Here is a 25,780-nt window from a genome sequence, read left to right on the forward strand (position 1 = left end):
ACCTCATGTGGCAGCTTTATAAACTCCCACTTTTTAAAAACTATCATTTATTTGATGACATGACGACAGTTTTCTAGTGTATGTTCAAGGTCGATCACGCTAGCACAATCACGACCATAAATTAAGAAGTGTCATCAAAAGTTATACTCCATAGAGCGAATTGCGTCACAAATCTAGCGGTAGTATGTGGTTTTGATGCCATGATACCATCTGCACCTTTGATAAATGTGCTGCTGATGGCATAGATGCACTGTTATTAATTTATCAGAACCTATTGAAATTGAAGCATTACTCCTGATGGATCGTTAAGGGTGAAAGTCAAATGGCGTTACAGGTTACGTTAGTGAAAACACCGGGAGGCGTTTCCCTATCCAGAACTAGTCATTTATTTGATGAGCAGGGAGGCACCTTTGGCAGGGCCGACACGAATAGTTGGAAGCTACCAGACCCTGATAAATTCTTATCCTCTTGTCACTGTGAAATTTTGTGGCTATCAGACGCTTATTATTTGCTGGATAGAAGTACGAATGGCACATTTCTCAACGGTTCACCTGAACCTATTGGTCGCGGAGTAAAATCCCGTATAGGTCACGGCGATATTTTTGACATCGGCGATTATAGTTTTTCTGTATCCATCACTGAAAAGGCAAGTGCGACGTCACCTTTTGAAGATCAAGCACTTTTTTCCAGTCACCCTGCGACTACTATTTTTGATAATGCAATTGGCCATCGACCAATTCCAGAACAGTCTCCGATTTTTGAACAACCACTTGATCCGTTGTCCATGTGGGATAAAGCAGCAAATGCCCGCAAGCCTCACATGCCATTTCCCGACCATACTCCAGCGATTGTCAGTACATCAATAGATGATATTTTTGGTGGCGGGCCCAAGTATTCATCACCACACTTTGCATCCATCGATATGTCGCAGAATATGGATCAAGCTGTTACCTGGCCTGATGCAACACGGGAAAATTTAATACCCGAAGACTGGGAAGATGACTTTTCCGGCTTGGGCACAAGATTAAATGGGCAACCTGCAGAGCCTTCAATAAATACAGGTTCTTTTCAAACTCCACCGACTAAACCCTTAACAGAGGTGGTCATACCAACGCCACGTCGCGATCGCCAGCCACTTGCAGAACGCTTGACTGAACTGGAATCCGTATCTCCCATCGCACCGTCACCCTTGCCTGCAGCCAATCCATTTGTTGCACCACCGGCTCCAGTGTCAACAGATCTTGTCAAAGCATCCTCTGCAATGACCACCGTACACCATACGGCAACCACGCAACCAGACTGTGCGTTTATTCAGGCAATAGGACTGGATTCCTCGCGCCTCACAGAGGCTGAAATTACTGAAATTGCAACAATGAGCGGCCAGTTAATGCGCGAAATTGTCGAGGGAATGATGGGTGTTCTGCGCTCGCGTACCAGTATTAAAAATGAATTTCGTATGAATGTGACGACAATTCAGCCCGTGGAAAATAACCCACTCAAGTTTTCAGTCAGTGTTGACGATGCCTTGGAAAATATGTTTTTAAAAAAATCCAATGCTTACAAAAAACCTGTTGACGCCTTTAAGGAAGGGTTTCAAGAAATTGCAGAACATCAGGTTGCCATGATTGGCGGTATACGTCAGGGATTTGAACGGATGATGGAGCGGTTTAATCCGGAAAATTTGGAGAAAAGCTTTACCAAGCAAGGTCGCGGCGGCGTTATTCCCGGCATGCAAAAAGCAAAATATTGGAGCAGTTACACCGATTATTACGCTGGATTCACCGACAACATGGAATCCTCATTTCAACACTTATTTGGCAGTGACTTTGTCAGTGCCTATGAAGACCAGCTGCGTCGCCTTGCCGCTGCCCGAAAAAAGGATAAACAATAATGCACCACTCACTTAGGTTATTTAGTTCCCTTGTGATTAGCTTATCACGGGTGATGGCACTGATAGCTCTTTTAGGCATGTCTGTTTTTATAGCTGGATGTAGTTCGTCCAAAAGCCGGGTAGGGGGCGTGCTGAATCTTGATACCGATTTAAAACTGATGTTTGAGACAGCCTCTGATATTAACCCCGATGAAAACTCCCGTCCGTCACCGGTGTTTGTGCGCTTTTACCAACTAAAGTCTGCAACTGCTTTTGATAAAGCCGATTTTATTGATATTTATGAGCGAGATGCTGAGATTTTTGGCGGTGACATCGTGAGTAAACAGGTATTAAAACCACTACTGCCCGATGTTGGTCGCACAGAAAGGTTCGTACTTGAACCCGGCACAAAAATTATTGCTCTCTATGCAGAGTTTTCCCAATATCCAGGATCAACCTATAAGGTAACATTCCCGGTTACAGAAAATAATATTATTAAAAATAAAGTGACTGTAAAAATTACAGATAGAACTATTGCTTTAGTAAAAAAATAATTTCTTTAGGCATTATGCCTCATGATTCGGTGGGATTCGTATGTCGTTAGATAGTAAGGTTGTATGGTCAGAGGGAATGTTTCTGAACCCCCAGCATTTTCAACAGCAAGATCGGTACATTGAGCGCTACATTGATCGCAAATGTATTGCTTACGGCAGTAATGCATGGGGCTTACAGGAATGTGAAGTAGATCATCAATTATTAAAGCTGGGAAAAATTTCTTTGCTCAAAGCAAGCGGGATATTTCCTGATGGAACACCTTTCAGTTTTCCCACAATAGATGAGCCACCTCCGGTTATTGATGTGCCGACCGGGTTACACAATAGCATTGTATATTTGGCGGTCCCTGTCAGAAGACCCGGTGCGGTCGATGTGCTATCCAAAGATAACCATCAAGGTTTAGCACGCTATTATCCAACAGAGCTAGCCATTCGCGATGTGACGCAAGAAGGTGGTGAAGATCATACTATCGATATTGCCAAACTACGCTTGCGCTTGATGCTGGATACTGAGGATTTAAGCGGATACGCCTGCATCGCTGTTATGCGAATTGCCGAAGCACGTGACGATAAAAATATAATGTTGGACGATCAGTTTCTAGCAACCAGTCTGGATTGTCGGGCCGCCCCCAAACTCACCAGCTTTATTACCGAGTTGGGTGGCTTATTACATCACCGGGGCGAATCTATTGCTGGACGCTTGGCTGATGCGCGCCGTGGAGGTACTGCAGAAATCGCAGACTATATGTTATTGCAGCTTATCAACCGCGCAGAACCTTATATTAATCACTTGGCTTCTTTGCGCGGTTTGCACCCTGCGGATTTATTTGCCGCTTTATTGCAGCTCGCAGGGGAATTGGCAACATTTGTTACCAAAACCAAAAGACCACCTGAGTTTCCCATCTATTTGCATGACAATTTACAGCAAACGTTTACGCCAGTGCTTTCGGCATTGCGTGAATACCTATCCATGGTTTATGAGCAAACAGCCATATCGTTACAGCTGATTGAGAAAAAATACGGCATTCGCGTTTCTGAAATTACGGATCGAACACTGTTAAAGACGGCCAGTTTTGTATTAGCGGTGCGTGCTGATATGCAGGAAGAGATGGTTCGTTCACGCCTGCCTGCACAAATTAAAATTGGCCCTGTAGAACGTATTAGAGAGCTTGTAAATGCGGCGATGCCCGGCATTATGCTGCGACCATTACCCGTTGCACCACGACAAATTCCATTTCGCTCAGGCTACACCTATTTTGAGTTAGACAGGCACAGTGATTTCTGGAAAGAACTTAATCAATCCGGTGGTTTTGCATTGCACTTGGGCGGTGATTTTCCCGGAATTGAAATGGAGTTTTGGGCTATTCGCCAATAATTTATTACTCATGAACCTGTCGTTTCAGGGAGTGCTATATGTCTACGGACGATTCAGATAAAACCGTTTTTAAACAACCCATGCCCGGCGGTGATCGCACATCCATGCGTCCTGCACCCGGAGCGAGAAATGTCAGTAGTGGCATAGAGCCAACTCCTGTGCAGCCTCGTCCCCAAGCTGCTTATAATCCATCTTATGTGAGCGGCCATTCTCCTATTGAGCCTAATACTGCCAGCTTTAAAGCACATTATGGTTTAAATCCTATCGTTAATGCCGCCTCTACATTAATTGCTGTATTTGCGAAAACCCGTAGCGCAGTAAGCCATCCGGATGTGAGTGGCTTACATCAACGCCTCATCGGTGAAATTAAAACACTGGAAGCTGAACTACGTGACTTGGGACTTAAGCAGGAAGTTCAGCTGTCTGTGCGTTATTTGATGTGTTCTGTACTGGACGAAGCAGTATTGAATACGCCTTGGGGTACCGAAAGTGCATGGGCACAACGCACTTTACTCAGCGTATTCCATGGAGAAACATCGGGCGGCGAAAAATCGTTTTTGATACTCGATCGCCTTCGTCAATCACCGTCAGAAAATCTTGATGTTATTGAGCTTTTTTATATTTGTCTAAGCCTTGGTTTTGAGGGGCGTTACAGGCTGATGAACCGTGGTCGAGAAGCACTTGATCAAGTGCGCGACGAATTATTTTCTATTATTCGTCGTCAGCGTGGTGACTATGAGCGAACACTTTCACCAGCGTGGAGCGGTTTGGGCCGCACGCGTAATCCATTAACAGAATATATCCCACTGTGGGTTGTAGTTACGTTTATGGCCGCCATTCTATTTTTCAGTTATTCCGGTTTGCGTTATTGGCTCTATGCCTCATCCAGCCCGGTTGCAGATGATATTGCCGAACTGGTCAGTGACGAAAAATAAAATAGCACTTTTCATATGGCGTGGTTTTTCATCGCATGCCAATGCTCACGCAGATATAGATTGATAATGTGCTCAGGCACTACTGAATAATACTCAGGATTATATGAATAAGATTGGTCGTTTTTTTACCCACCCGGTAGTGATTTCATTAATCGGCCTGCTACTCGTCGCATTACTGATTTGGTTCGCCGGACCGCACATTAAATTTGGAGCTGATAATCAGGCTCCTCTGGCCGACCCAGTGACTCGCCTATTGTTGATCATGGCAGCAATTATTTTGTGGGGATTAAATAATTTACGCCTGCAGATGATGACAAATCGCAACAATAAGACTTTGGTTACTGAATTACAGAGTAATAATTCTTATGTACAGGCGGATGTGGCATCGGAGCAAGCAGCGGATGAGATTGCCCAGATTAATGATCGTTTTCGCCAGGCACTGGATACGCTAAATAAACTGAAATTTGCGGGAAAAGGAAAGAAGAAAGCGCTTTACCAATTGCCTTGGTACATTATTGTCGGTCCACCCGGATCGGGGAAAACAACAGCGTTAGTCAATTCAGGACTTGAGTTTCCACTTGCTGATCAATTTGGAAAGGGAGCATTGCAAGGCGTCGGTGGTACACGCAACTGCGATTGGTGGTTTACCAATGAAGCAGTATTGATCGATACAGCAGGCCGTTACACCACTCAAGATAGCCATAAGGTAGTTGACAGTTCCGCATGGGAAGGGTTTTTAGCCTTACTCAAACGCAACCGCCGTCGCCGTCCGGTCAATGGCGTTATTGTGGCCATCAGTCTTCAGGATCTATTACTGCAGACTGAGGAAGAACGTTTAATGCATGCCAAAACTATTAGAACACGTCTGGATGAATTGATGGAGAAGCTGGAAATTCGTTTTCCTGTTTATCTGCTATTTACCAAGTCGGATTTGGTTTCTGGTTTCAGCGAATTTTTTGAAGACTTGGGGAAAGAAGAGCGCGAACAGGTATGGGGTATTTCTCTGCCCAATGCCCCCAAACCCTCACAGAGTCCTGATTTTGATTTTCTGGGCCAAGAGCTGAGAAATCTATCGCGACGCTTGCATGATCGTGTTATTGGGCGGATGCAACAAGAGCGTGACGTTAGACGTTGTGCAGCTATCGAGAGTTTTCCATTACAAATGGAAAACCTGTATCAAATCGCAGAATTTTTTGTTAAACGCACTTTTGCACAAAATCGCTTTCAATTTCAGCCCTATCTGCGCGGAGTTTATTTCTCAAGTGGCACACAGGATGGAACACCAATTGATCGTTTAATGACATCAGTCTCTGCAAATTTTGGTTTTGCACGAGAGGCCACGCAAGCTGCTAATCAACGCGGAAAAAGTTTTTTCATTGCGCGATTGTTCCGTGAAGTTATTTTCCCCGAGTCTGAATTAGTTGGCACGAATATGCGTTATGAACGCGCCATTCGCTGGTCACAAAATGCTGCCTATGCGGGAATCGCTGCAGTAACATTGTTAATTGTGTTGCTATGGAGTGGTAGCGTTACGCGCAATAGCCTGTATATGAGCGAAGTGAGAGAGCAGATTGCGAGCTTTAAAGCTGAGGAGAAAAAAACCAGCGGTTGGAATACCGATGCAAGCGCCACATTACCCGCATTAAATGCGCTGGCCAGTGCAAGCAGTGTTTATGACAAAGAATCCCACCCTTGGTTAAGCGGTATGGGCTTGTACGATGATCGTGTTGACCGGGAGGCTGATCGTTTATATCAACAAAAATTGAAAACTCTATTCTTACCGCAACTGTTACGTACCTTGGAGCAAGTGATTCAACAGGGCGATCCTGAAGGCGATTTATATCAAACGTTTCGCATTTATATTATGTTCAATGCATTGGAGCATATGAACAAATCGCTTGTAAAAAGCTGGTTTGAAAATCAGTGGGATAAACACTATGGAGATAACAGTGTACAGCGTACTGAATTGCAAAATCACCTTGATGCATTATTACTGAATGATATTCCACCTTCTACATTAAATGCTTCTGTGGTTACACAAACACGGGCAACCTTATTGCGTATTCCGGTTGCGCAGCGAATTTATAGCCGCATTAAAGCAGATCCACAGTTCAACCAAACAGTGAATGTGCTTAATTTTTATGGGGAGTCTGTACGCTCCACGTTTAAAATGGACAGCGCAAACCAACTCGCATTTACTATCCCTGTATTATTTACTATACAAGGCTATCAGAATCTGGACTTATCACCTGACTCAACATTATTTGCTGATGTCGCAGATGAGGAGTGGGTACTGGGTGGAACTGATAATCAGGCATTGATCAATCGCGATGTAAAAGCTATCAGTGAACAGGTCAAGAATTTTTATCTGGCCGATTACAGCAATACCTGGCTAACCATCCACAATGCCTTACATGTTTCAAGCTTTGGCAATTTGCGTGATTTAAATACTGCACTCTCAACCTTCGTAGATCCGGTATATTCACCTCTTATCTCTATATTAGACGTTGCCAAAACCAACACCCAACTCACACCTCCGCTACTCGATGCCGCCGCGGATAAAATTAATACTGGAATTGCAGGCCAGGCAGTTAATTACCTTGCCGATAAAGTCGAGGGAACTATTGTTGATAAGCGCTTTAGTGATTTACATGCACTTATTCAGCAGTCATCACGCGGGCCAGCACCGATTACTTCCACTATGCAGCAACTGGAAGCATTAAAAATATTTGTGCAAGAGATAGCTCTCTCTCCTGACAGCGAGAAAAAGTCATTCGAAATTGCAAAAGCACGTTATGAAAGTGGTGCCGCCAATCCAGTGACTGCATTGCGTACGTTTGCTAAATCTACCCCCGAGCCAGTACAGCGTTGGTTAACCACTGTGTCAGATGAAACATGGCAGGTCATCATGCGCTCAGCACATCAATACGTTAATAAAGAATGGCGTGCCCGTGTGTACCAAACTTATTCACAAGGTTTGGCAGGACGCTATCCCCTTAATCGCAACGCCAGCGATGAACTGGCATTACTGGACTTTAGTGGATTTTTTAAGCCCCAAGGCACTGTGGATCAATTTGTAAAAGAGTTTGTCGATCCGTTTATTGATAGGCGCAGTAATTGGGCCAATAAAACAGTGGACGGCTACGCCATAGGTTTTTCATCTGTCACCCTTAATCAATTGCAGCGAGCAACCAATATTCGCGATGTGTTTTTTCGTCAGAATCCGGAAACACCCAGCATCAGTTTAGAGCTACGCCCCTTTACCATGAATAAAGATGATGCGCTGTTTACGCTCGACCTGGGTGATCAGCGGTTGACCTATAACCATGGCCCCAAATTTTGGAAGCCCGTTAGCTGGTCAGGGCAAAATGATTCCCGTCGTATTCGAGTTATTTTTGAAGATCTGAACGGCGCTCAATTTGATAAATCCTATACCGGCCCATGGGCATGGTTCCGTTTAATGGACGCATCCAACATTCAATCTACACCGCAATCCAATATTTATTTGATTACCTTTGCACAGGATATAGACACAAGCGCATCTACACGAAAAATTGTTTATGAAGGTCGTGCAACCAGCATTCACAACCCATTTAAAAATGATTTGCTGGAATCATTCCGTTGTCCGGAGTCAATTTAGATGATTAACGCTAATACCGTAGGCCTGTTCGGAAAATTGCCGGCGCATGGTGATTTTATTTATCGCAATCTACCAAGCAATTTTATTAATGCCTGGGATGCGTGGCTGCAAGGCTTTGTGGGAAGCTCACAAGAACAAATTGGCGAATCCTGGCTGGATGTTTATCTCACAAGTCCCATTTGGCGATTTGTATTATCGGACGGTGTTATTGATAACCACCAATGGGCGGGAATTATGTTACCCAGTGTTGATCGCGTAGGGCGCTATTTTCCTTTTTCTGTTGCTGCGCGCCTTACTAATAATGCAAATTCTTTTGACGTGATAAGGCAAAGCAGCTGGTTTGATGCAATAGAACAGATTGCATTAAAGGCCTTGGCGGGGCAGTTACAAATTGATGATCTTACTCTTGAACTGAATCAGCATAAGCTCGACGTAAAATCAGCTTATCAACCTGCTGCAACAGCGCCGGAGCAGCAAGCAATATTCATCCCTTTACAACAGGATGCTGCCCCAGTGGAGACTGTGTTTCCATTGTTGATGGATGCGGTATGCAAGCAGCAATTCGCCAGCTATTCGGTATGGTCCACGGCTTATGGCTCCCAATTGGTAGATCCCTGCCTGTTCTATACCCGAGGCTTACCTCAACTACGGGGTATTGCAGCAATGTTGGATGGGCAATGGGCAACACGAGGCTGGCATCAACCTTACCAATGCAAATCTCACTCAACGTCGATCTAAGTATTTAATTCACGGTGATCATGTTAATGACAGATACAACCTATAGACGCCCAATTAGCTGGGTGAGCGGTGTACGAACAGATGTAGGTTGCGTACGCACAGTTAATGAAGATGCAGTGCTCGCAAAACCGGACGTTGGCCTGTGGGCCGTTGCAGATGGTATGGGTGGCCATAAGGTAGGTGACATTGCCAGTAGTAAAATTGTAGATGCTCTTGCTGCCCTCAGTGCCTCCACAAGTTTGGGAGATTGTGTTGATGTCATTGAAGACTGTTTGCTTGAGGTCAACCAGTTAATGCTGGAATACGCACAAATCATGTTTGACGGTAGCACCATGGGTAGCACTGTCGTTGTTATGGTTATCAAAGGAAGAGTTGGCGCATGTTTATGGGTGGGAGATTCTCGCTTGTATCGCTTGCGCAACCAGCAATTAGTACAGCTCTCGCGCGACCACAGTCAACTGGAGGAAATGATTGAGCTTGGTTTGATTACACGAGAAGGCAGTGATAACCATCCCAACCGCAACGTCATTACACGCGCAGTAGGTGTTGAAACACCGCTGTATGTTGACGTATCCCTCTTTACCACACAAGTTGGCGACAGTTTTTTGTTATGCAGTGACGGTCTCTACAATGCTGTCAGCCATGATGACATTGTGGAATCAATGAAGCTCCGCGATGTACAACAAAGTACAGATGAATTGATTGAAAAAGCGCTTGAACAAGGCGCCAGGGATAATGTTTCTGTGATTGTAGTTAAAGGCAATCCAGGTAGAGTGTCTGCTGCAGATAGCACGCAGGGATAGGGTAAGACTGGGCAACAGGACAGCGGTAACACCATAATGAATGATTCAATCGACAATAAAACGCAGATAAAGCCGTCGCTTATTAAAAATGTGCATGAAGACGATAAGACCCGATTTGCGCCGGTAAAAAAAGACGCTGCAATCGATGACGAAAAAACGCGCATCCAACTTGCCAAGCAACATAGTGGTCACAGCGCTGATAAAACCCGTTTTATGCCGCAACAGCAGGCCGCTCGTAATGCTGCCTCCGTAACGGACTCCAGTCCGGACGAAAAAACTCGTATCAACATTACGCCTTATTCAGAACAAGCAACAAATAATCATTTTACATCGCAGGGTTCTATTGAAGAACACACTGTACTCAAAGGGCGTTTCGTATTAGAAGAACTTCTTGGTGCAGGAGGAATGGGGGTCGTTTATAAAGCCAAGGATTTACTCAAAATTGAGGCTCAAGACCGCGATCCTTATGTCGCAATCAAAGTACTTATCGATGAATTTAAGGCCCATCCTGAAGCGTTTATTGCACTGCAGCGCGAATCTCGCAAAACCCAACGCATAGCCCACCCAAATATCGTCACTGTGTACGATTTTGACCGCGATGGCGATACGGTCTTTATGACCATGGAATACCTGGATGGGAAGCCACTCGACAAACTAATTGCACAGTACCGTTCTGTCGGTTTGCCGCATTCCGAGGTGATTAAAATCATTGAAGGCATGTGTGCTGCACTGATCTATGCACATGCGCAACACATTATTCACTCTGATTTCAAACCGGGAAACATTTTTGTTAATAACAAGGGAATTGCCAAAGTAATTGATTTTGGCATTGCGCGTGCGGTCGCCAAAGTTGAACATCGTGAAGAAAGTATTGATGACCGTACGGTATTCGACGCAGGCAACCTCGGAGCATTAACTCCTGCCTATGCCAGTTTGGAAATGCTCGAAGGGAAAAACCCTGATGTGCGCGATGATATATACGCACTGGGTTGTATAGCCTATGAGCTATTTACCGGATCACACCCCTTTAACCGGGTACATGCTGACGAAGCAAAACGCCAAAAACTTAAACCAAAAAAAATACCCGGATTAAGTAAACGACAATGGCGGGCAATAGAACATGCCCTGGCATTTGATCGGGAAAGTAGAACCCAATCCGTGGAGCTTTTTTGGCAAGAATTTACTCGCTCTGCAAGCCGTGCAGGAATGTTCTTTTTATTGGCTGCTTTAATGCTGGGTGGAGCAGCAGGTGCCTATTATCAATTTAAACCCGCACCAACAGTAACGCTCTCCGAAGATCAGGTACGCAATGAAATCGAGCAGAAATTGCGCCTTGAAATGAAAAAGAAAGCCATTGCCGAACTCTATGCGCAAGCCAGCTTTACGCTGGAATGGGAAAACCAGGTGTGGCTTGAAATACAAGAATTACGTCAACTATTGGGTAGGGCTGATTCATGGTTACTCACACATGAGAGCAATTTCTATGCACTCTATTTACAAAAAATAGAGGCTGCCTTAACTAAGGATGAATTAGAAAATGCTCAACTATGGCATACCAATGCGATTCGATATGCCGGAGACGAAGCCTTGTTGAGTGAACTTGCAAAAAAAATCAGTGCAGCCCTAACTGAACGTGAACGTCAAGCGCTGGCACGTCAGCAGCAACAGGCATTGATCGCCTTGGAACAAGAGCGATTAACAAAAGAAAAACAACTAAAACTGCAAGAAGAAAAATCCCAGGCAAAACAACACTCTGATTTTGAAGCAGCACTCGCTAACGTCAATAAACCACTTCTCTGTAACAGCACCATTGATATGCGCGACTTTGAAATTGCCATTGCAAAATTGCGCTCACTTAATCCCCTTAGGTATAAGCAAGAAGAGCCGGGCATTGTGGCAGCAATGGCACAATGTATTAAGAAAATAGGCGCCACATTTCCGGATCGGGCAGAAGTGATTAAGAGACAAGCGCTGCGGTTATTTGGAGGCAACAGTTTGATCGCAAATATTGCAATTGCAGCAAAAGACCCTTGTAGTATTTCACTAGCAGGCTTGGGTGCTCGCGGTATGGGAAGCAGCTGTCGCGATAGATTAAATGGTGCAACCAAGGCACCCGTAATGGTGGTTATTCCTAGTAAAGGCAGTATTAATGCTTTTGCAATAGGCAAATACGAAGTGTCTGTTGATGAAATGAATGAATTTTGTCAACAGAGTGGTAAATGCAAAATAGATAACCACCTGGAAGCTGCAACGCCTATCACCAATATCAGTATGGCAAATGCATCGGCTTACCTTGAATGGTTATCCAATAAATCCGGACGAAACTATCGTCTACCCACCTTGGCAGAGTGGCAATACGCCGCCAAATCAACAAATGCACTTCCCGACCCAAACCGTAACTGTAAACTGAATTCACGCGGTATTAAAAAAGGCAGCACACTCAATAAAACGTCGTTGGGACAGCAAAATCCTTGGGGCGTTGTAAATCATTTGGGTAATGCACAGGAGTGGGTGTTACAACCAGGCGGAAGCTATTCCGTTGTTGGCGGCTCCTTTGACACAGAGATGGACGAATGCAATTTTAGTAAGCAGCTATCCCATGATGGTAGCGCAGATCCCTTCACCGGATTTCGTGTTTTACGTGAGATCCAACATTAATTTAATAAATCATTAAGGATGGAAAACGCTGGTGGAAAATGTCTACATTGATGCAATTAAAACTCTGGTTAATGCACATTACGAGCACAAAATTTCTCTGGAAGAATATCGCACTAAACGCCGACAGTTAATTGATCAGATGGATAAAGAATTCAATGGACTAACTCCTACACCTCAGGTTATGAGTTTAAGTATCAATACTTCAGGCTAAATATGTAGTGATACACCCGTATTTATTTTTAATTTTCAACAAGAGTTAAAGGTTGTCTTATGGAATTGGTAAAATTTTTTCAAGCTGGTGGGAGTTTTATGTATCCCATACTTTTTGTTATGGCAATAGCCTTGGCAATTGCCGCTGATCGACTGTTTTATCTATCAAAAATGTCAAGAGCTACCAATAAACTCTGGACATTGATTGTGCCTATGCTTAAAGCAAATGATTTTGTGCGTGCAGAGCGTGCGATTGGCGAATCCAAAAGCCCCCTGGCACTGGTGTTATCGTATGGCTTTGCACGAGCAAAACCTGCCGTAAAACGTGAGGTGGTTGAGTCCGCCATGGAGGAAGGTGTAATGGAAGTCGTGCCATTACTGGAAGAGCGAACACATTACCTGGCCACTCTGGCAAACGTGGCAACATTGCTCGGTTTGCTCGGTACTATTATTGGCCTGATCGATGCGTTTGCTGTTGTGGCAGAAGCGGACCCGGCAGAAAAAGCCGATTTACTTTCCGGCAGTATTTCTGTTGCGATGAACACCACAGCATTCGGTCTTATCGTTGCTATTCCTCTGTTGCTTATTCACTCTTACCTTGCAACACGCACCAGTAAGTTAATCGACACCATAGAAATGGCAGCGGTTAAATGCTCCAATTTAATGGTTGACGAATAGATAATGAAATTTATACGCAAAAAAAATATGCACGATGTGGTGGAACTCAATATCACAGCTTTTATGAACCTGATGGTAATGCTGGTTCCTTTTTTATTGGTCACAGCGGTCTTTTCCAGAATGACGGTGCTTGAACTAAATCTTCCAGTGTTAGACCAAGCCCAAAAAAATTCTACTGATAAAGTTGATCTCATGTTAGAGCTTGTTGTCAGGGAAACCAGTTTTGATATTCAGGACGCCAACTTGGGGTTAATACATAAAATTGAACGCACTGGTACTCAAGATAACTGGACGTTATTTTCAAAGGTAATGAGGGAAATAAAATCTCGCTTTCCCGAAGAACGGGATATGCTTTTGTTATTTGAATCAAAAATAACCTACAAAACTATGATAGAAGTAATGGATCACGTCCGCAGTATGGAAGTTGTTAATCTTGCAACCGTGGAATCTGTTGAGTTATTTCCTAATATTTCAATCAGTGGTGATGTAGATATTATCGCTACCGATATTGAAACGATTCCTGCACCACTGGATGAGCACGCACAATGAAAATGTCACGTCGCGCCCGTCGAATGGAAAGGAATCATAAGAAGTTTAAAGTCCCGCCACTAAATCTAGTGGCACTGATGGATATTTTTACTATTCTGGTTTTTTTCTTATTAGTCAGTTCGTCTAATACCCATCAATTACCCACAAATAAAGATCTTAAACTGCCAACATCCAAGTCTACGCAAGTACCAGAGGAAACTTTGGTTATTGCAATAACCCCAAAAGACATTTTATTAGGCGGCATCAGTATTGCAAAAGTTGAATCAGTGCTGCACAGCCAGGAAAATACTGTTCCCAAACTAATAGAAGAGTTGATGTATCACGCTAGCAGTAAATCACCGAAAACTGAGCAGCAGGGTCGAATCACCATAATGAGTGATGAAAATGTGCCTTATGAGGTTATTCAGAAGGTACTCGCCAGTTGCAAGCAATCAAACTACACAAAAATTGCCTTCGCCGCTGTGCAGAAAGCAATTCCAAAAATGTAATATCTCGTAAAAATCAACAACGGATTCAGGATGTCAGAGGTTATAAATTATAAAAAGCTTGCGCTTGAGTGGCAGCCAAAAGCGACGGCATCGGATCATTTCAAATGGATCATGTTGGCGGTTTTTACGGTTGTTATCACGCTTGCTATTATCATCGCTTTTATTAAGGTTCCTGAGCGGGGCCCGCGCCAGATAGCCAAGGTCCCAGATCGCATCGCCAATTTTATTGCTGAGCGACCTAAAAAAATAATTCCACCGGCCCCAACACCCGAGCCAAAACCAGTATTGACGCCCAGAAAAAAACCAACACCACAACCTACATTGGAGCAACCTGCGCAAGTTAGGGTAGAACGTAAACGTCCGTCAGAAATAGATAAACAACCACTGAGTGTCAACGAGCAACAAGCGCGCAATGTTGCACAGCAAAGTGGATTGCTGGCATTAGCAAACGAAATGCGAGAATTAACGGACACCAGTGAAGTGAATAACAATATCCGCGCTAAACTTCACGACCGCAAAATAACGACAGAAGCAGCAACTCATAAAATCGATTTAACCACTACAACTCCACAGAGCAATATTGATGCAGAAAAGATTACGTCTAAGGTAAACCTGACTGAATTACAGCAAAGAGATATCAACAATAAAACTACAGCAGCGACTGAACGTGCTGAAAGAGAAAAGACCGCGATTGCTAAAAGCAACAATACTGGCGGACGAGCACCGACAGATTTAACAAGCGTTTTTGATAAAAATAGACCGGGTCTCTATTCACTGTATGAACGTGAACGACGGAAAAACGCCAGCTTAAAAGGAAGGGTTGTCTTTGAATTGACGATTTTACCAAGCGGCAAAGTAGCATCTGTAAAAATAGTATCCAGCGATCTGAATAACCCGGCTCTGGAAGCCAGAATCATGGGCAGGATCAAATTATTTACCTTCGCACCCATATCCGGTGAATCCGTCACTGTTAGCTACCCGGTAGAGTTTTTACCCTAGACAAAGAGTCATGCACACCCATTGCTTAAGCTAAATACTGATTGCTTTATTAAAACAATCCGATTTCGGTTAGATATGTTAATAGCGGGGAAGGCGTTTTTGTGTAAGTGGGGCACACCGCTGCACTGGTTGCAGTCCACTCCCAGATGTTTTTAGGATTGTTGAACATTAAAAACCCCAGCAGTGGCCTAATCTTGATCAAATATAGGTCACTGCTGGGTTAGTATCACTAATTATTTAAAACCGACAACAGCCGTTTTGACAGTTTTTCAGGCTATTCTACGGTCACACTTTTCGCCAAATTCCTCGGCTGATCCACATCTGTACCCTTAATAATCGCCACATAATAACTCAACAACTGTAGCGGCAAGGTGTAGAGAATGGGTGCCAACCATGGATGGATATGCGGCACGTTGATGACGCGCATGGTGGCATCGGATTCAAATTTTGCATCTTCATCGGCGAAGACATACAAGATGCCGCCGCGCGCGCGCACTTCTTCGACATTGGATTTTAACTTTTCCAACAAGTCGTTATTGGGTGCAACAACGATGATCGGCATATGTGCGTCTATCAATGCCAATGGTCCGTGTTTTAATTCGCCGGCGGCATAGGCCTCAGCGTGGATGTAGGAAATTTCTTTTAATTTCAACGCGCCTTCCATTGCGATGGGGTATTGATCACCGCGACCTAAAAATAATGCGTGGTGTTTATCGGCAAATTCTTCTGCAAGCGCTTCTATTTTTGGTGCGAGTGTTAGTGACTCTTCCAATTTCGCCGGAAGGTTTTTTAACGCAGCAACCATTTCTTTTTGTTGTTCAGTTGAAAGGCCGTTGTATTTACCGATGGCCAGTACCAGCATCGCCAAGCCAACCAATTGCGTGGTAAAAGCTTTGGTGGATGCGACACCAATTTCCGCACCGGCGCGGGTCATAAACGCTAAATCAGATTCGCGTACTAATGATGAACCCGCGACGTTGCAAATACTCAAGCTACCTAAATAGCCGAGTTCTTTTGCCAAACGCAAAGCGGCAAGCGTGTCTGCAGTTTCACCGGATTGGCTGATGGTGACTACCATGCTATTAGGTTGTACGAAGGATTTTCTGTAACGGAATTCACTGGCGATTTCGACGTTGCAGGAAATGCCGGAAAAGGTTTCCAACCAATAGCGCGCAACCATTGCGGAGTGGTAGCTGGTGCCGCAGGCGACGATTTGGATGTGTTTTACTTTTTTGAATAATTCAGTGGCACCGTTGCCGAAGGTTTCGTCCATCACTGATTCATTACTCAAACGACCTTCCAGCGTATTCAGTACCGCATTAGGTTGTTCGTAAATTTCCTTGAGCATGAAATGACGGTATTGGCCTTTGTCGCCCGCATCGTAACTCGCGGTAGATTCGTGAATCTGGCGCTCAACGGCCTGGCCATCTTTATCAAAAATGCTAATTGTAGTGCGGGTGATTTCCGCTACATCACCTTCTTCCAAAAAGATAAAGCGGCGTGTTACCGGCAAAAGCGCGAGCTGATCAGACGCGATAAAATTTTCACCGATGCCCAAGCCAATCACTAAGGGGCTACCAGAACGCGCAACCACTAAACGCGATGCATCATTTTTATCCATCAACACAGTACCGTAAGCGCCATGCAATTGTTTTACGGTTTTTTGCACTGCTGCTAACAAACTGTCAGTAGTTTTTAATTCTTTTTGTACCAAATGCGCGATTACTTCAGTGTCGGTATCGGAAGTAAATACATAACCTTCTTCTTGCAAAAGACAGCGTAAATTTGCATGGTTTTCAATAATGCCGTTGTGTACTACTGCGATATGTTCTTTGGAAATATGCGGATGGGCGTTGCGCTCGCTCGGCTCGCCGTGGGTTGCCCAACGTGTATGCGCGATGCCCGTTCCACCGGGTGTTGGTTCCGCTTTGACGGCATCGGACAATTCTTTTACCTTGCCCAAGCGACGTACGCGTTGTAATTCACCGCTGCTATTCACCACAGCCACACCGGCTGAGTCGTATCCGCGATATTCAAGGCGACGCAATCCTTCCACCAGAATATCCACCACATCACGTTGCGCTACTGCGCCGACAATTCCACACATAATTAACTCCTTGAGCTTTAGTAGTAGTAACAATTTATTTCTTGTAAAAAATGTTTTTTGTAAATCCTGGTCTTAACGCTTTTATAAATAGCTATGCGGATGCGCAAATCACTTGCACACCCTGTTGTTCGATTTTTTGTTTATCTTTTGCATCAATGCCGTCATCAGTGACGAGGACTTTTATCGCCGACCAGGGCAATTCCAGGTTGTGGATTTTGCGCCCGATTTTGTCGGATTCGGCCATCACTATTACTTCGCGTGCGACTTCTGCCATTACACGGCTTAGGCTGTAGAGTTCGTTAAAGGTCGTCGTGCCGCGCTCCAGATCCAAACCATCGGCACCGATAAAAAATTGGTCGAAGTTGTAAGAGCGCAAAATCTGCTCGGCGAGTTGGCCTTGGAAGCCTTCGGATTTCGGGTCCCAGGTACCGCCGGTCATCAAAATAGTGGGTTCGTTTTCCAGCTCGCGCAGGGCATTGGCGATGCTGAGGGAGTTGGTCATCACCACCAAGCCTTGCTTGTGCGATAACTCGGGTAGTAGGGCGGAGGTGGTAGAACTGCCGCTGTCGAGGATGATGCGGTTGTGATCACGGATCAGCTGCGCGGCGGCTTTGGCGATGGATTGCTTACGAACCGAAACTTTTTCGATGGGATCGCTCATCAATTCTTGAGGAACCGGTACAGCGCCGCCATAGCGGCGCAGTAGCAAACCGTTGGACTCCAGCGCGGCTAAATCCTTGCGGATAGTGACTTCAGAGGTAGAAAACTGCTCAGCAAGCGCTTCAACACTGACTTCGCCGCTGCCATTAAGCAGATCGATAATCGCCCGACGGCGCTGCTGGGTGTTGCGTTTTGTCATGATAACTTGCCAATAAGTTTCGATTTGAAAGATATTTTAGCTACTCGAAACTTTTAAGCAAGCTTTGTTTATTATTTATCCCACCTGATCTGGACTACGAAGGCACAAAAAAGGCATCTGCCTTTTGGGTAGATGCCTCCATCGTTACATAGACGTAATTAAGGCTTGGGCACAAACTTCGACAACAAACGAATATAAGCCACCTGATAATCGTTGTGGTTTTCCGTCACTTCCCAAGAGTTAAGCGGCCAGCTGGTGTTGAAGTCCAGATAGGCTTTCATCGCCGGCTGGCCTTTGGGTGGCGTGGACGCTGCGGTGCCACAACCGGGGTTCGGGCTAGCTGAGGTGCAGTTGCCATCCCAGTTGTAGGACGGGTTGGGACCACCGACCAGGAAACCGGGGGCAGGGCCATAGGTTGAAGTACCGACGCGATCCCACAGTGCACTGCCATCACTAAACCAGGAGTGATAGAACTCATTGACCGAGCTGTGCACACCCAGACTGTACATATTGGATAGGTAAACCATAGCCTGTGGGTTAACCCCGTGAATATAGTGCAAGGAACCGAGCGCCGCGTTGCGAATTTCGGCCGCATCTACACCGCTGAACTCATAGTCGATCAAATGATGGAACGTCAGGCCTTTGCGCGAGACAGTGCGGTTGCTGCCCCAGGTATATTCACTTGCGCTCAAGTGAACGCGATAAGGGTCATCGCCGTTACGCACGGCTTTCCAGTTGTCATTGGCACTATTGAGTGCTGATTGATACTGGCTTTTGATAGTGGTAGCGATGTTGGTCGTCGCATCAGGCAAACTGGCGTAGTACAACCACGCGCTCAGCTCCGGCTCATTCCAAGGTGACACCCAACTGGTCGCATTGTTGGCATTGGCATCAACATGACTACGATAGGTCGCTGAACCTGTCGCGGCAAACAGGTAAATAGCCGCTATTGTTTTTTTGGTCGCGCGGCCTGCGTCATCCACTTCTTGCTGCCCAGCACCCAACCCAGCCGATGCGCATTCGTTATTACGGAAGATCACATCAGGATTGGCAACTGCCCAAATCCAGGCGTTTTCGGCACGGGTTTTCAGATCAGCGGCGTAGGTATTCAGCTCCGGATTATCCAGGCTAGTCAGGATTTTACTACCGAGTGCAAACGCGCCCGCGCTGGTGAGTGTCGCTGAGGTACTGGCTGGGCCGTAATAGCTGGGGCCGGTCGCTGCAGACGGTGGGCTGGCATGTGAAAGGCCAAGAATGGACAACACCGAGCCATCGGCATTCTGCATTTTCTTCAGCCAGTCAAAACCCCATTTGATCTCGTCAATAATATCGGGCACGCCATTGCCGGATTCAGGGATGTTGTAATCGTCCGTCCACACCGTCGGGTTTTCCGCATAGGCGTGGAGTAGGGCTACCAGATAATAGGCGTGCCAGTTGGTGTATTTGTTGTAATCGCCCGCATCATACCAACCGCCGGATAAATCTCTTTCGGTGGCGGCGTTATTTTTGTCGCTAAACAGGCGCGCGTTTTTATCTTGCCCCGCACCTATGTGGCTGGCGCTATCCGTCCAACCCGCTTCGGCAAACGGCGCTTGTTTGGCAAAACCGGCGCGCTGGTAAAAGAAGATGCGCATTGCGTGTTTCAGCACGGGTTTATAAATATCAGCCCCGATCTTAAAGCCGGGAGAGCGAACATTTTTTTCCACATCCACCACCGCGTACGTGCCCGGTGTGGTGACACTGGAGAAATCGAACCACCAGGCTTTATCGCCGGCGGCATCAAAGGTCGCACCGGATTTCCAGCTTACCGCGCTGCCGCTGAGTACGACGGCGTTGGTATCCAGATTGATCAGCTGATAAGTCGCACCGGGAGTAAAACTCAGTGCTGCGTCATAACCAGTTTGCGGGTCGCGGATAACCGCGACTTTTTTGGCATCCGGCAAATAGCCGAATTGGTCGACTACGATAAACCCGCTAATGGTTGGTGCACCGCTAGCGACAGAACTGGCTGCAGCCGATGTAACTGAACTGGCGATTGGAGTTGATGAGACAGCGAGGGAAGATGCTGCCACCGACGATGGTGCAAGACTACTGGCAAGTGCTATTGAAGATGTAGCTTTGGATGCTGGAGCTGATCCACCACCACTGCCTCCTCCACCGCCGCAAGCCGTTATTAATCCACTTAGGGTAACCATCAGAAATAGTTTGGATGTATTCATAAATCGCTCTTTGGTTATTATTGATTTACCGCGATATTATGCTCTTAACCGGTTACATTCATCATATTCCCAGCATGTTATTAAATCTTTACCTTTTTCAATTCAAACGCCTTTAACTGAACTTTCCTGACAACCGATATCTGCATTTACAAAAATAGTGGCACCTTGGTCATCAACCTGCGATTCATTCTGCTGTTCAAACTATATACTCATCATCCCACTGGCCTCACGAAAGGAACTGCTATGCCATCCCCTATCTTTGTCCAAATTACACCGAGCGAAATAGGCTCCGACCAAATACTGACCGCTCAACTACAAGTTAGCCTTCAATCTGCTGCGGGCATAGTATTCGGTTTGTTACTTAATGATTACGATGGTTTCCCTGATCCTAATGCTGTAAATGCATTCCCTAAATACAACAATCCAACACCACCCGAAGACCCAGATAGTGACCCCTACAAATGCGCATGGGATATTCAAAGCGTAAGTAATTTGAATACTGCAAGTCCATTACTATTCCAAGCAGTGTATTTCCCTCAAGTGGGTGAAACACCAGATCAAGTTAAGTGGTTTTTAAAGTATTCTGTGGCAGGTATCGAACATGAGGAGAGTGGATGGGCACCCTTGGGTACTTAACTGGTGGCGCCATTGCTATCTGACACTTCAGGCGATAAACAGTGGTTTATCGCCTGCTTTTGCAAAATACTATTTCTTCGTCGGCCGCTCCCACCCCTGAATATTGCGCTGCTTGCTGCGCGCAATCGCCAGCTCTGCCGCTTCAACATCTTTGGTGATAATTGACCCCGCACCCACAGTTGCACTTGCGCCAATTTTTACCGGTGCGACCAATGCCGAATTGGAACCGATAAACGCATTATCGCCGATTTCCGTTTTAAATTTATTCACGCCGTCGTAATTACAGGTGATAGTTCCAGCACCCACATTCACTTTACTGCCGACCTTGGCATCGCCAATATAACTCAGGTGATTCACTTTACTGCCCTTGGCGATTACGGCTTTTTTAGTCTCGACAAAGTTGCCAATTTTAACTTCATCGGCCAGATCAGTGCCCGGGCGCAAGCGGGCATAGGGGCCTATATCACAATTGGCTGCCATCACCGCTTCTTCAATATGGCTGAAGGCTTTGATGTGGGTTCCCGCACCAATTTTGCTATTGATAATCACACAGTTGGGCTCAATGACTACACCATCACCCAAGACAACATCGCCTTCAAAAACGCAATTCACATCGATAACGACATCGCGGCCAGCGGTAAGGGTTCCGCGAATATCGATACGGTGGGGATCGAGTAAAGTAACACCCTCATCCATTAATGTATTAGCTAACTGCCGTTGATAGAAGCATTCCAACGCGGCTTGTTGACGGCGGTTGTTAATACCTTCCACTTCTTCAACCGCGTTGGGTTGTTCAACATGGATGCTAATACCATCGGCTTTTGCCATGGCAATGATATCGGTGAGGTAATACTCACCTTGAGCGTTATTATTTTTTAACTGCGGTAACCATTTCTGTAGATGCGCCGCTTTGACCGCCATGATACCGGTGTTGATTTCACGGATTTTTTTCTGCTCGTCACTGGCATCTTTGTGTTCGACAATAGCAACAACTGTATTTTTTTCATCGCGCACAATACGGCCATAACCGGTTGGATCGGAAAGATCAACGGTGAGTAAACCCATTTGGTTTTCGTTGACGCCAGCAATTAATTTTTGCAGGGTTTCTGCTCGGGTTAGCGGCACATCACCATAAAGGATTAACACGGTGGCATCGTTGCGCAAGTGGGGCAGGGCTTGTTGTACTGCGTGGCCTGTTCCCAACTGTTCGGCCTGCAGGACGAACTTCACATCCGGCGCGGCCATTTTCTCCTCTACCTTTTCTGCACCGTGGCCGACGATAATCAGGATCTGCTCACCGCCCACCTGACGCGCGGTGTCCACCACATGCTGCACCAGTGCCTTACCGCCGATCGGGTGCAATACCTTGGGCAAATCCGAACGCATACGAGTGCCTTTACCAGCGGCGAGGACGAGGATATCGAGCATGAGAGAGTCCTTTTGAAAGTGAAAGAGTGGTGAATGAACACTAATAGTTGTGGTCAGCGAATACCTACCGCATTTTAACGCTTTGCTTTGTTATTGAAATGTTATTAGCCAACGCTAGCTAAAAATTTGCGCAATAAAAAAGGCGACTCGAAAGTCGCCTTTTTTATTATCAACAACCGCTTACTTGCCTGCTTTTCGCTTGATGGCTTGCAAGGTGCGCAATTGGGCAGCAGCTTCTGCCAATTGGGCCGCGGCGCGTTGGAAGTCAATCTCTTTGGATTGCTCCGACAGTTGATGTTGTGCCAATTGTTGTGCTTCCAGAGCAGCAGCTTCATCCATATCATCCGCGCGCAAAGCAGTGTCTGCCAGTACGGTTACATGATAGGGCTGAACCTCAAGGTAACCGCCCGAAACAAAAAACACCTCTTCGGCACCGCCTTGTTTAATAAGACGCACAGGACCTGGATTGATGCCGGTCAGCAAAGGGGCGTGGCCATAGGCGATACCTATGTCACCCAGTGTACCGGTGGCAATTACCATCTCCACAATACCGGAGAAAATTTCACGCTCAGCACTGACGATATCGCATTGAATAGTCATGGCCATACTAGTGTCTCTTCACTTGAATAAACTGTACTTAAACAGAACAGCAAACAAACCCCGCGCCAGGCGCGGGGTCAGGGATTACTTGAGTTTGCCGGCTTTTTCTACAGCTTCGTCAATAGAACCTACCATGTAGAAAGCTTGTTCTGGCAAGTGATCGTAATCACCCGCTAACAAACCTTTGAAACCACGGATGGTTTCTTTCAGCGGAACATACTTACCTGGCGAGCCGGTAAATACTTCTGCTACGTGGAAAGGTTGTGACAGGAAGCGCTCGATCTTACGCGCGCGGGATACGGTTTGTTTGTCTTCTTCTGACAATTCGTCCATACCCAGAATCGCGATAATATCTTTCAGCTCTTTGTAGCGTTGCAATACAGTTTGTACACCGCGAGCAACTGCATAGTGATCCTGACCAATGATCATTGGGTCCAACTGACGTGAGGTGGAATCCAATGGGTCAATCGCCGGGTAAATACCTTTTGCAGCAATATCACGGCTCAGTACTACAGTTGAGTCCAAGTGAGCAAAGGTGGTTGCTGGCGACGGGTCGGTCAAGTCATCCGCGGGTACGTATACTGCTTGTACAGAAGTGATCGAGCCGATTTTAGTAGAGGTAATACGCTCTTGCAGAACGCCCATCTCTTCCGCCAATGTTGGCTGGTAACCTACCGCAGAAGGCATACGGCCGAGCAGTGCAGATACTTCGGTACCGGCCAGGGTGTAACGGTAAATATTGTCGACGAACAACAGAACGTCTTTACCTTCATCGCGGAATTTTTCCGCCATGGTCAAGCCAGTCAAAGCTACGCGCAAACGGTTGCCTGGCGGCTCGTTCATCTGGCCGTATACCATGGCTACTTTGTCGACTACGTTAGAGTCTTTCATCTCGTGGTAGAAGTCGTTCCCTTCACGAGTACGCTCACCTACACCGGCAAACACCGACAAACCGCTGTGTTCTTTAGCGATGTTGTTGATGAGTTCCATCATGTTTACGGTTTTACCTACACCGGCACCACCGAACAGACCGACCTTACCGCCTTTGGCGAAAGGACACACCAGATCGATTACTTTAATACCGGTTTCCAGCAACTCTTCCGAAGCTGACAGCTCTTCGTACTTGGGCGCAGCGCGGTGAATCTGCATACGCTCTTGTTCGCCGATTGGGCCGCACTCATCGATAGGATTACCCAGAACATCCATAATACGACCGAGGGTTTCTTTGCCCACGGGTACTTTGATAGGTTCGTTGGTGTTGGTCACAACCAAGCCGCGACGCAAACCTTCGGAGGAACCAAGAGCAATAGTGCGAACTACGCCGTCACCTAATTGCTGTTGCACTTCGAGGGTCAGGTTGCCGTCGGTGATAACCAGTGCATCATAAACTTTAGGCACTGCATCGCGTGGGAATTCCACATCGATAACGGCGCCGATAATCTGAACGATACGTCCGCTACTCATTTCCGGTTCCTCTTTGTTCCAGAAATTCCAGATCCCTTTAATAACACTCAAGGGGCTGAAGGTTTAAATACAAAAATCGTTAGCCTGTCTGGACGGGGCAGCTTATTGGACCGCTGCCGCACCACCCACAATTTCAGACAGTTCCTGGGTAATCGCTGCTTGACGCGCTTTGTTGTAAATCAATTTCAAGCTATCAATCAATTCACCGGCATTATCGGTTGCGCTTTTCATCGCAATCATACGCGCGGCTTGTTCACAGGCGGCGTTCTCAACCACTGCTTGATACACTTGTGATTCAATAAAACGAGTCAACAAACCCTTTAACAGGAACTCGGCATCTGGCTCGTAGATATAATCCCAGTGATGTTTCAACTTGGTATTTTCTTCGGCAACCAAAGGCAACAATTGGCGAACCTTAGGCGACTGGGTCATGGTATTCACAAAATCGTTACTTACCATGTACAGCTTGTCGATCTTGCCTTGTTCAAAAGCATCGAGCATTACCTTCACACTACCGATCAAATCGGAAACCGTAGGGGCTTCGCCGATATCGCGGGTGGAAGCAACAACATTGCCGCCGAAACTTCTGAAAAATTGCGCCGCTTTGGCACCTACAAGACACAAATCAATAGCGATCTTCTGATCGTTCCAGACTTTCATATCCCGAATAGCGGCTTTAAACAGGTTAGTGTTTAAACCACCACAGAGACCGCGATCACTGGACACCAGAATGTAACCCACGCGTTTGACTTCGCGCTCTTTCATAAACAGGTGTTTGTATTCGGGGTTGGCGTTAGCCAAGTGTCCGACTACTTCACGAATGCGATTGGCGTAAGGCTTGCCTAACTGCATACGATCTTGCGCACGACGCATTTTACTGGCGGCGACCATTTCCATCGCGCTGGTAATTTTCTGCGTGCTTTTGACGCTCGAAATTTGCGTCCGAATTTCTTTAGTGCTTGCCATACTC

At 46.0% G+C, this 25,780-nt stretch carries 21 protein-coding genes; 14 read left to right on the forward strand and 7 right to left on the reverse strand.

Going from position 1 to position 25,780, the window contains the following annotated elements; translation table 11 throughout:
- Positions 1-322 precede the first annotated feature (322 nt).
- From tagH to B0D95_RS14680, 13 genes are all read left to right on the forward strand, one after another.
- Positions 323-1,891 carry a type VI secretion system-associated FHA domain protein TagH gene (gene tagH, locus B0D95_RS14620; RefSeq protein WP_078044586.1) on the forward strand — a complete coding sequence of 523 codons (1,569 nt, stop codon included), beginning with the start codon at positions 323-325 and terminating at the stop codon, positions 1,889-1,891.
- Positions 1,891-2,424, forward strand: a complete 534-nt coding sequence (gene tssJ / locus B0D95_RS14625) for a type VI secretion system lipoprotein TssJ (protein ID WP_078044587.1) — start codon at positions 1,891-1,893, stop codon at positions 2,422-2,424. The genes tagH and tssJ overlap by 1 nt, the downstream gene beginning before the upstream one ends.
- Positions 2,425-2,464: 40 nt before the next feature.
- The gene (gene tssK / locus B0D95_RS14630) at positions 2,465-3,799 is read left to right on the forward strand and encodes a type VI secretion system baseplate subunit TssK (protein ID WP_078044588.1); all 1,335 of its coding nucleotides are present in this window, start codon (positions 2,465-2,467) and stop codon (positions 3,797-3,799) included.
- A gap of 38 nt (positions 3,800-3,837) precedes the next feature.
- Positions 3,838-4,734 (forward strand): type IVB secretion system protein IcmH/DotU, encoded by an 897-nt coding sequence (gene icmH, locus B0D95_RS14635; RefSeq protein ID WP_210403632.1) that lies wholly within the window; start codon positions 3,838-3,840, stop codon positions 4,732-4,734.
- 103 nt (positions 4,735-4,837) lie between these two features.
- A complete protein-coding gene (gene tssM, locus B0D95_RS14640) occupies positions 4,838-8,374 on the forward strand; it encodes a type VI secretion system membrane subunit TssM (RefSeq protein WP_078044589.1) in 3,537 nt (1,178 codons plus the stop codon).
- Positions 8,375-9,112, forward strand: a complete 738-nt coding sequence (gene tagF / locus B0D95_RS14645) for a type VI secretion system-associated protein TagF (protein ID WP_078044590.1) — start codon at positions 8,375-8,377, stop codon at positions 9,110-9,112. It begins immediately after the preceding gene.
- A gap of 26 nt (positions 9,113-9,138) precedes the next feature.
- Entirely contained in the window at positions 9,139-9,915 is a 777-nt protein-coding gene (locus B0D95_RS14650) for a PP2C family serine/threonine-protein phosphatase (RefSeq protein WP_078044591.1), read from the forward strand.
- A 36-nt stretch (positions 9,916-9,951) separates the two neighbouring features.
- A complete protein-coding gene (locus tag B0D95_RS14655; RefSeq protein WP_078044592.1) occupies positions 9,952-12,573 on the forward strand; it encodes a bifunctional serine/threonine-protein kinase/formylglycine-generating enzyme family protein in 2,622 nt (873 codons plus the stop codon).
- A gap of 31 nt (positions 12,574-12,604) precedes the next feature.
- Positions 12,605-12,784: a hypothetical protein gene (locus B0D95_RS14660; RefSeq protein WP_078044593.1), complete on the forward strand. Its 180-nt coding sequence runs from the start codon at positions 12,605-12,607 to the stop codon at positions 12,782-12,784.
- A 59-nt stretch (positions 12,785-12,843) separates the two neighbouring features.
- A complete protein-coding gene (locus tag B0D95_RS14665; RefSeq protein WP_078044594.1) occupies positions 12,844-13,461 on the forward strand; it encodes a MotA/TolQ/ExbB proton channel family protein in 618 nt (205 codons plus the stop codon).
- A 3-nt stretch (positions 13,462-13,464) separates the two neighbouring features.
- Positions 13,465-14,010, forward strand: a complete 546-nt coding sequence (locus B0D95_RS14670) for a biopolymer transporter ExbD (protein WP_078044595.1) — start codon at positions 13,465-13,467, stop codon at positions 14,008-14,010.
- Positions 14,007-14,498, forward strand: coding sequence for a biopolymer transporter ExbD (locus B0D95_RS14675; protein ID WP_078044596.1), 492 nt, complete (start codon positions 14,007-14,009; stop codon positions 14,496-14,498). The genes B0D95_RS14670 and B0D95_RS14675 overlap by 4 nt, the downstream gene beginning before the upstream one ends.
- 30 nt (positions 14,499-14,528) lie before the next feature.
- A complete protein-coding gene (locus tag B0D95_RS14680) occupies positions 14,529-15,497 on the forward strand; it encodes an AgmX/PglI C-terminal domain-containing protein (protein WP_078044597.1) in 969 nt (322 codons plus the stop codon).
- A gap of 274 nt (positions 15,498-15,771) precedes the next feature.
- Here the strand turns inward: B0D95_RS14680 and glmS are convergent, their stop codons facing one another.
- From glmS to B0D95_RS14695, 3 genes are all read right to left on the reverse strand, one after another.
- Positions 15,772-17,604, reverse strand: a complete 1,833-nt coding sequence (glmS, locus tag B0D95_RS14685; RefSeq protein WP_078044598.1) for a glutamine--fructose-6-phosphate transaminase (isomerizing) — start codon at positions 17,602-17,604, stop codon at positions 15,772-15,774.
- Positions 17,605-17,695: 91 nt separating this feature from the next.
- Positions 17,696-18,463: a DeoR/GlpR family DNA-binding transcription regulator gene (locus tag B0D95_RS14690; RefSeq protein WP_078044599.1), complete on the reverse strand. Its 768-nt coding sequence runs from the start codon at positions 18,461-18,463 to the stop codon at positions 17,696-17,698.
- A 158-nt stretch (positions 18,464-18,621) separates the two neighbouring features.
- Positions 18,622-20,682, reverse strand: a complete 2,061-nt coding sequence (locus tag B0D95_RS14695; protein WP_078044600.1) for a glycoside hydrolase family 9 protein — start codon at positions 20,680-20,682, stop codon at positions 18,622-18,624.
- Positions 20,683-20,925: 243 nt separating this feature from the next.
- On the opposite strand from B0D95_RS14695, the gene B0D95_RS14700 reads away from it, so the two are divergent.
- Positions 20,926-21,318, forward strand: coding sequence for a hypothetical protein (locus B0D95_RS14700; RefSeq protein ID WP_078044601.1), 393 nt, complete (start codon positions 20,926-20,928; stop codon positions 21,316-21,318).
- A gap of 69 nt (positions 21,319-21,387) precedes the next feature.
- Here the strand turns inward: B0D95_RS14700 and glmU are convergent, their stop codons facing one another.
- The 4 genes from glmU to atpG form a co-directional block, all read right to left on the reverse strand.
- Positions 21,388-22,746 (reverse strand): bifunctional UDP-N-acetylglucosamine diphosphorylase/glucosamine-1-phosphate N-acetyltransferase GlmU, encoded by a 1,359-nt coding sequence (gene glmU / locus B0D95_RS14705; protein WP_078044602.1) that lies wholly within the window; start codon positions 22,744-22,746, stop codon positions 21,388-21,390.
- Between the two features lie 180 nt (positions 22,747-22,926).
- Positions 22,927-23,352 (reverse strand): F0F1 ATP synthase subunit epsilon, encoded by a 426-nt coding sequence (locus B0D95_RS14710; RefSeq protein WP_007639058.1) that lies wholly within the window; start codon positions 23,350-23,352, stop codon positions 22,927-22,929.
- Between the two features lie 78 nt (positions 23,353-23,430).
- Positions 23,431-24,810, reverse strand: a complete 1,380-nt coding sequence (atpD, locus tag B0D95_RS14715) for a F0F1 ATP synthase subunit beta (RefSeq protein ID WP_078044603.1) — start codon at positions 24,808-24,810, stop codon at positions 23,431-23,433.
- 102 nt (positions 24,811-24,912) lie between these two features.
- Positions 24,913-25,776, reverse strand: coding sequence for a F0F1 ATP synthase subunit gamma (gene atpG, locus B0D95_RS14720; RefSeq protein ID WP_078044604.1), 864 nt, complete (start codon positions 25,774-25,776; stop codon positions 24,913-24,915).
- Between the last annotated feature and the right edge of the window lie 4 nt (positions 25,777-25,780).

The sequence above is a fragment of the Cellvibrio sp. PSBB023 genome, from assembly GCF_002007605.1.
Classification (GTDB): domain Bacteria; phylum Pseudomonadota; class Gammaproteobacteria; order Pseudomonadales; family Cellvibrionaceae; genus Cellvibrio.